The organism is Flavobacterium cyanobacteriorum (assembly GCF_002251835.1).
Taxonomy (GTDB): Bacteria; Bacteroidota; Bacteroidia; order Flavobacteriales; family Flavobacteriaceae; genus Flavobacterium; species Flavobacterium cyanobacteriorum.
On record NZ_NOXV01000135.1, the window covers coordinates 1 to 4,634 of the forward strand.

Annotated in this window: 6 protein-coding genes; all 6 read right to left on the reverse strand. The window is 42.4% G+C overall.

Annotated elements, in window-relative coordinates:
• Positions 1-132 precede the first annotated feature (132 nt).
• From CHU92_RS01865 to CHU92_RS01890, 6 genes are read right to left on the reverse strand one after another with little or no spacing between them, the layout of a single operon-like run.
• Entirely contained in the window at positions 133-1,503 is a 1,371-nt protein-coding gene (locus tag CHU92_RS01865) for a YHYH protein (RefSeq protein ID WP_094412032.1), read from the reverse strand.
• 60 nt (positions 1,504-1,563) lie between these two features.
• Positions 1,564-2,568: a cytochrome-c peroxidase gene (locus CHU92_RS01870; protein ID WP_094412034.1), complete on the reverse strand. Its 1,005-nt coding sequence runs from the start codon at positions 2,566-2,568 to the stop codon at positions 1,564-1,566.
• On the reverse strand, positions 2,568-3,230 hold the full coding sequence (locus CHU92_RS01875; protein WP_094412036.1) for an MbnP family protein: 663 nt from the start codon (positions 3,228-3,230) through the stop codon (positions 2,568-2,570). Before CHU92_RS01875 ends, CHU92_RS01870 begins: the two co-directional genes overlap by 1 nt.
• Complete coding sequence (locus CHU92_RS01880) at positions 3,227-3,688, reverse strand: hypothetical protein (RefSeq protein ID WP_094412038.1); 462 nt, start codon at positions 3,686-3,688, stop codon at positions 3,227-3,229. Before CHU92_RS01880 ends, CHU92_RS01875 begins: the two co-directional genes overlap by 4 nt.
• The gene (locus CHU92_RS01885; RefSeq protein WP_094412040.1) at positions 3,685-3,945 is read right to left on the reverse strand and encodes a hypothetical protein; all 261 of its coding nucleotides are present in this window, start codon (positions 3,943-3,945) and stop codon (positions 3,685-3,687) included. The genes CHU92_RS01880 and CHU92_RS01885 overlap by 4 nt, the downstream gene beginning before the upstream one ends.
• A 37-nt stretch (positions 3,946-3,982) precedes the next feature.
• Positions 3,983-4,486 (reverse strand): RNA polymerase sigma factor, encoded by a 504-nt coding sequence (locus CHU92_RS01890; protein ID WP_094412042.1) that lies wholly within the window; start codon positions 4,484-4,486, stop codon positions 3,983-3,985.
• Positions 4,487-4,634: the final 148 nt, after the last annotated feature.

Below are 4,634 nucleotides of genomic sequence, written 5' to 3' on the forward strand. Positions count from 1 at the left end.
AATGAGGACTTGCAGCGGAAAGCCCGGCCCGCAGGGACACGCCCAAACAAAGCGTAAAGCTGTTGATACTTTCTCTAAGCACTTTGTTGTGGTTGCAGTTGTGAAAAGTGGTATTAATAAGGGTGATAACTTCTACTTTTCTATGATGACTTTATGGGAAATAGTATGCACGCCGTTGTAGAGTTTTATTATATATGTGCCGGCATAGAGTGACTGTACATCAAAATAGCAAATGGACTGCCCTTTGTTCATCTTTGTTTGTTGTAATAACCTGCCCTTGATGTCAAAAAGCTGTAATTCAATATCCTGATTATTCAGTCCGCCCGCCCGGATTATGACCAGGTCAGACGCCGGATTGGGAAATATTTTTATATTAAGATCCGGCAGTATATTTTCACTTATGGAAAGGGGCGAGTACACTGTAGTGGGTTCGTTTACAGCAGTTACCCTTGAAGCAGTTTTGTTCCCGTAATAGGTTGGCCCAACAAGGTAGGGATATGCGGAGTTATGGTTATTATCAACTGTAGCGAAGTAGCAGTAGGTTCCGTTAGGATATTCTGGTGTAACACAAAACCTGCCATTATGTATGTCTAAATAACTGGGATCGTTAGGGTGTGAAACCCATTCATAATCTTCCCGGAAAGTACCTAAGGGATAGGTGGAACTGACAGCGGGGCCGTCTGCAACATCCGTGCCGTCAGCGTGGTGGGTCCTTAGCGTAATATTCCTGAGCTGATAACCCGATTTGATCCTTACTATGCCGCCGGTACCATCAATATTTGCATAACCATATGCGCCATATACCGGAAATCCGTCATAAGCAAAACCAATTAGCGGAGAGTGCTGGGCAGGGTTTATAGCGTACAGCCCGTCAGCATCATAGAGGTTGCAAATGTTTGATATCACGTTCAGGTCCAGGTCAAAGGCGCTCGGATTTTGATGGTGATGGTAATTGGTGCCTGCCGGATGCCCTTTGGAACAGTCAAATCCCAGGCGCTCATAGACAACGGCGTCCCTGTTCCAGGCCTGTGTGGCGGCCATCCCCCCGGGGCATGGAGGGTTTCCCGGGCCTCCGCAAAAAGAGTTTGTAGTTGTATTCCAGGCCACACCATCCCTGTAGTCAAACATGGCTACCCCATTGACAAAAATTCCTATATTCCCTCCCGAAGTTGGGGTTTTAGCCCCTGTGTTCTCCGTGGGATTTAAGGGGATCCTGAATATGGCATTCTGATTTCCGGCCTGATTGGGGTTTCCATCCAGATACGGGCCGATATTATAAGACGGAATGCCTGTTGCATTGACATATACCCAATTTGCAGAATACCTTACCTGCTGGCAGTTGACCAGGATACCGTGGGAGATTGGTGTAGGGTTGCCTGACATATAATAATACCCTGTAGTGGTGGTATTTTGTAGCCATGATATAATAGCAGGATTTGGTTGCGCTTTAAGCAAACCGATATTCAGCAGCAACACAGCTACGGCAAAAGAAAATTTGTACATGACCCGGACTTTTTTATGTTATACATTGATTTAGACGATATATTCTTACAGTTCCTTCGCTTATTCTGTTATTTTTGTGAATTGATGCTTTTTGTCGAAGACAAATTCTTTATCATTTAAGGTTAAAAGAAATGAAATCAGATCCACCTTTTCGCCTGAAGAAATTGTAATAAATTTGTTTAAAGAATTATTACCGGAAAAATTATTGCTATAGTGCGCCATCACCTGGTTTAAAGTTGAAAACCTGCCATCGTGCATGTAAGGATAGGTGTAGGACAAGTTGCGAAGGCTGGGAACTTTGAACCGGTTTTTATCTGATTCTCTTTTAGTTACGGAATATCTGCCAAAATCATTTAAAGTAGCGGCGGCGGGCAGTCCGTTGTTTTCAAAGGCATAAGTAGAAAACAAAGGCTCCGGGTGGCAGCCCGAACAATTTAACCGGAATAATGTATAGCCCCTTTTTTCCTGGGGTGTAAATTTTTCCTTGCCGGTTCTTACCCTGTCATACTTTGAGCCGGCGGATACCAGTGTCAATTGAAATTGTGCCAGCGCTTTCAGGATTTTGGAACTTGTAATTGAGGAATCGCCATAAGTAGCGATAAATATTTTTTTATAACGCCCTGATTTACGGAGTTTATCTATTACCCGGTTTATAGAACTCCCCATCTCTTTCGGGTGTGATATAGGTGCGAGAGCCTGCATATCCAGATGATTTACACCCCCATCCCACATGAAGGCGCTTTGCCAGGCTAAATTAAACAATGCCGGCGCGTTTCTGGTTCCTACCGAATCAGCAATGCCATGGCTCAACGGATGGTCTGTATGGGCAAAGGCATTGTATGGTGAATGGCATGAAGCACAGGAAATGCTATTATCCGCGGAAAGTACGGGATCGTAAAACAACGCCCTGCCCAACTCTACAGTGGCGCTATCCAGCGGATTTGTTTTAAAATTGTATTGCGGCTTAGGAAAGTAGGGCGGCGGCGAGAACAGTTTATGGTAGCGCATTGCCGAAAAAGACATCAAAGCAACTACCATGGCAATATAGAAATACCTTGCCTTCATTATTGGGAAATACTAAAAATTGCAGGTAATACATCGGCAATTTTTATGGAACGGCTGCCCGGGGACATCACGTTGAAATCTTTTGACACATCTATTTCCCGGAACAACTTCTCAAGCTGAATATTTACCACAAGTTCATTTTGCCTTTTACACCTAATCATTATCCTTCTCAGGGCACTAAAGGGTTCCCTGTACCCCCCGATGTGCCAGATAAACTTATTTAGCCGGCCGGGGCTGTTTGTGGCATATCCCTCCAGTTTAAAATTGATGTAGCCACTCTGCCACGCCCAGTACATGCCGTTTGCCGGGTCTAAATCCCCTTCAAAAACCCCTGAAACGCTTGTAAGGCTGTCTACGCCAATATTAAACTCAACGGCATCAAAATCAAATACCCCTTTTTCAGTTATGGCAAGGGTCTTACTGTCGGCAAAATCCACCAGATGTGCTTTTTTGCCGGAGGTGTACACCACTTTGCCCTTATTAAGATAATGTAAATTTGTAATGTAAAATTTCAAAGCGCTTATTGTCAACGTATCCTTTTGTAGCGTATAGGGAGTATCCAGGGCTACGCTTTGATGGTTAAACTTCGGAACGAACAAAAAGTTTTGCGTATGTGCTTTTGCGAAAAAAAGCACCAAGCATATAAAAACAAACCATTTCATCTCGGGGTATCTGGTAAATTATTTTTAGGGTCAAACAAGCCCGATAGTTCTAATGATAAAGCATTAAACCTTTTTACCTGGCCCGGCCGGCAGATAGCTTTTATATCAAGAAAATGCCTGTAATGTATGGTTTCGATATTTTCCTGGATGTTGCCAATCAGCGCGATTAAAGAATCCGGTTTAACTGTCGGCTTATTTTTGGACAGCAAACCGTACAATTCATTTTTTAACTTTAGGATTTTGAGGTCGTTTTCCCTGACATCCTTCCTGTGACGGCCTATTAATTTTTCATAATCAGCTACTTGGCCCTGATCAAAATCAAGCTTTTTAATGATGATGTCTTTGGGGCCCTGGCCATGAAAGCTATGCCCGTGGTTTTGATTTTTGAGCACAAATAAAATGATGTTACCCATTGCCAGAACTACAATTATGAGGTACAGGAAAGTTTGTTTTTTCATTGGTACAGTGAGTTATTATTTACCCGGGCAATAGCCGTAAGTTTTATGTTTTCTTCGTTTTTTTCCATTTTATGAGAAGTATATACCAACTCAGCCGCAAGCAGGGCAAGCAGCATAGATGCCGCGATTCCGGCCCTGTACAATGGGATAACAGCCGGTTTTGGCTGTTCTAATCTTGCCTTAATTTTCTCAAAGACAGTATCCGCTATTTCTACTTTTTTTACAGCTTTTAATAAATCCAGATGGTCAGTACGCATATACTTTTAGACGATTATTTTTTGTAATACCTTCGGTTCAGAGCATTTTTTTTAAATTGGCTTTGGCCCGCTGGAATAAGGACTCTACGGCGCTTTCACTTATGTTCATAATGTTGGCTACTTGTTTCTGGGATAAATCTTCAATTTTTAGCAGAATTATAACGGTTTTTTGATTTTCGGGCAACCGTGAAATTTTTTTCATCAGGGTTTGGAGAGCTTCCTGGTTTTCATATTCTGTGCCGGGGTGATTGAAATTACTGTATTGCAGGCCGGTGCCTGCTTTACCAGCCCCGAATAAAGAGTCAAGCAAATGCCTTTTCCTGTTGTGTTTACTTTTTAGAAAATCGAGCGACTGATTGATGGTAACCCTGTAAATCCAGGTTTTGAAGTCAGCGTAATTGTTGAATGTATCTTTTTTTAAAAAAACTTTTACAAAAACATCCTGAGTTATTTCTTCGGCATCTTCAATATTGTGGGAGTATTGCAAAGCAAGGTTAAAAACGAGATTTTTATAGCGGTGGTAAATATCTTCTATTTTCATCCAGGGAAATACTCTGAAACAAATATATTGTAAAAAAATTTCTTACAATGATATATAACCATTGAAAAAAATATGACACGCCCCCTCCTGCCCCGGCACTGCGCGTGAGGGATTGCAGCGGAAAGCCCGCAATGGAGCGCAGCGGAAT

Bases quoted from the DNA above. Each gene is read 5' to 3' on its own strand.
- CHU92_RS01875 (WP_094412036.1), bottom strand. From the start codon at position 3,230: ATGAAATGGTTTGTTTTTATATGCTTGGTGCTTTTTTTCGCAAAAGCA.
- CHU92_RS01890 (WP_094412042.1), bottom strand. From the start codon at position 4,486: ATGAAAATAGAAGATATTTACCACCGCTATAAAAATCTCGTTTTTAAC.
- CHU92_RS01865 (WP_094412032.1), bottom strand. From the start codon at position 1,503: ATGTACAAATTTTCTTTTGCCGTAGCTGTGTTGCTGCTGAATATCGGT.
- CHU92_RS01885 (WP_094412040.1), bottom strand. From the start codon at position 3,945: ATGCGTACTGACCATCTGGATTTATTAAAAGCTGTAAAAAAAGTAGAA.
- CHU92_RS01880 (WP_094412038.1), bottom strand. From the start codon at position 3,688: ATGAAAAAACAAACTTTCCTGTACCTCATAATTGTAGTTCTGGCAATG.
- CHU92_RS01870 (WP_094412034.1), bottom strand. From the start codon at position 2,568: ATGAAGGCAAGGTATTTCTATATTGCCATGGTAGTTGCTTTGATGTCT.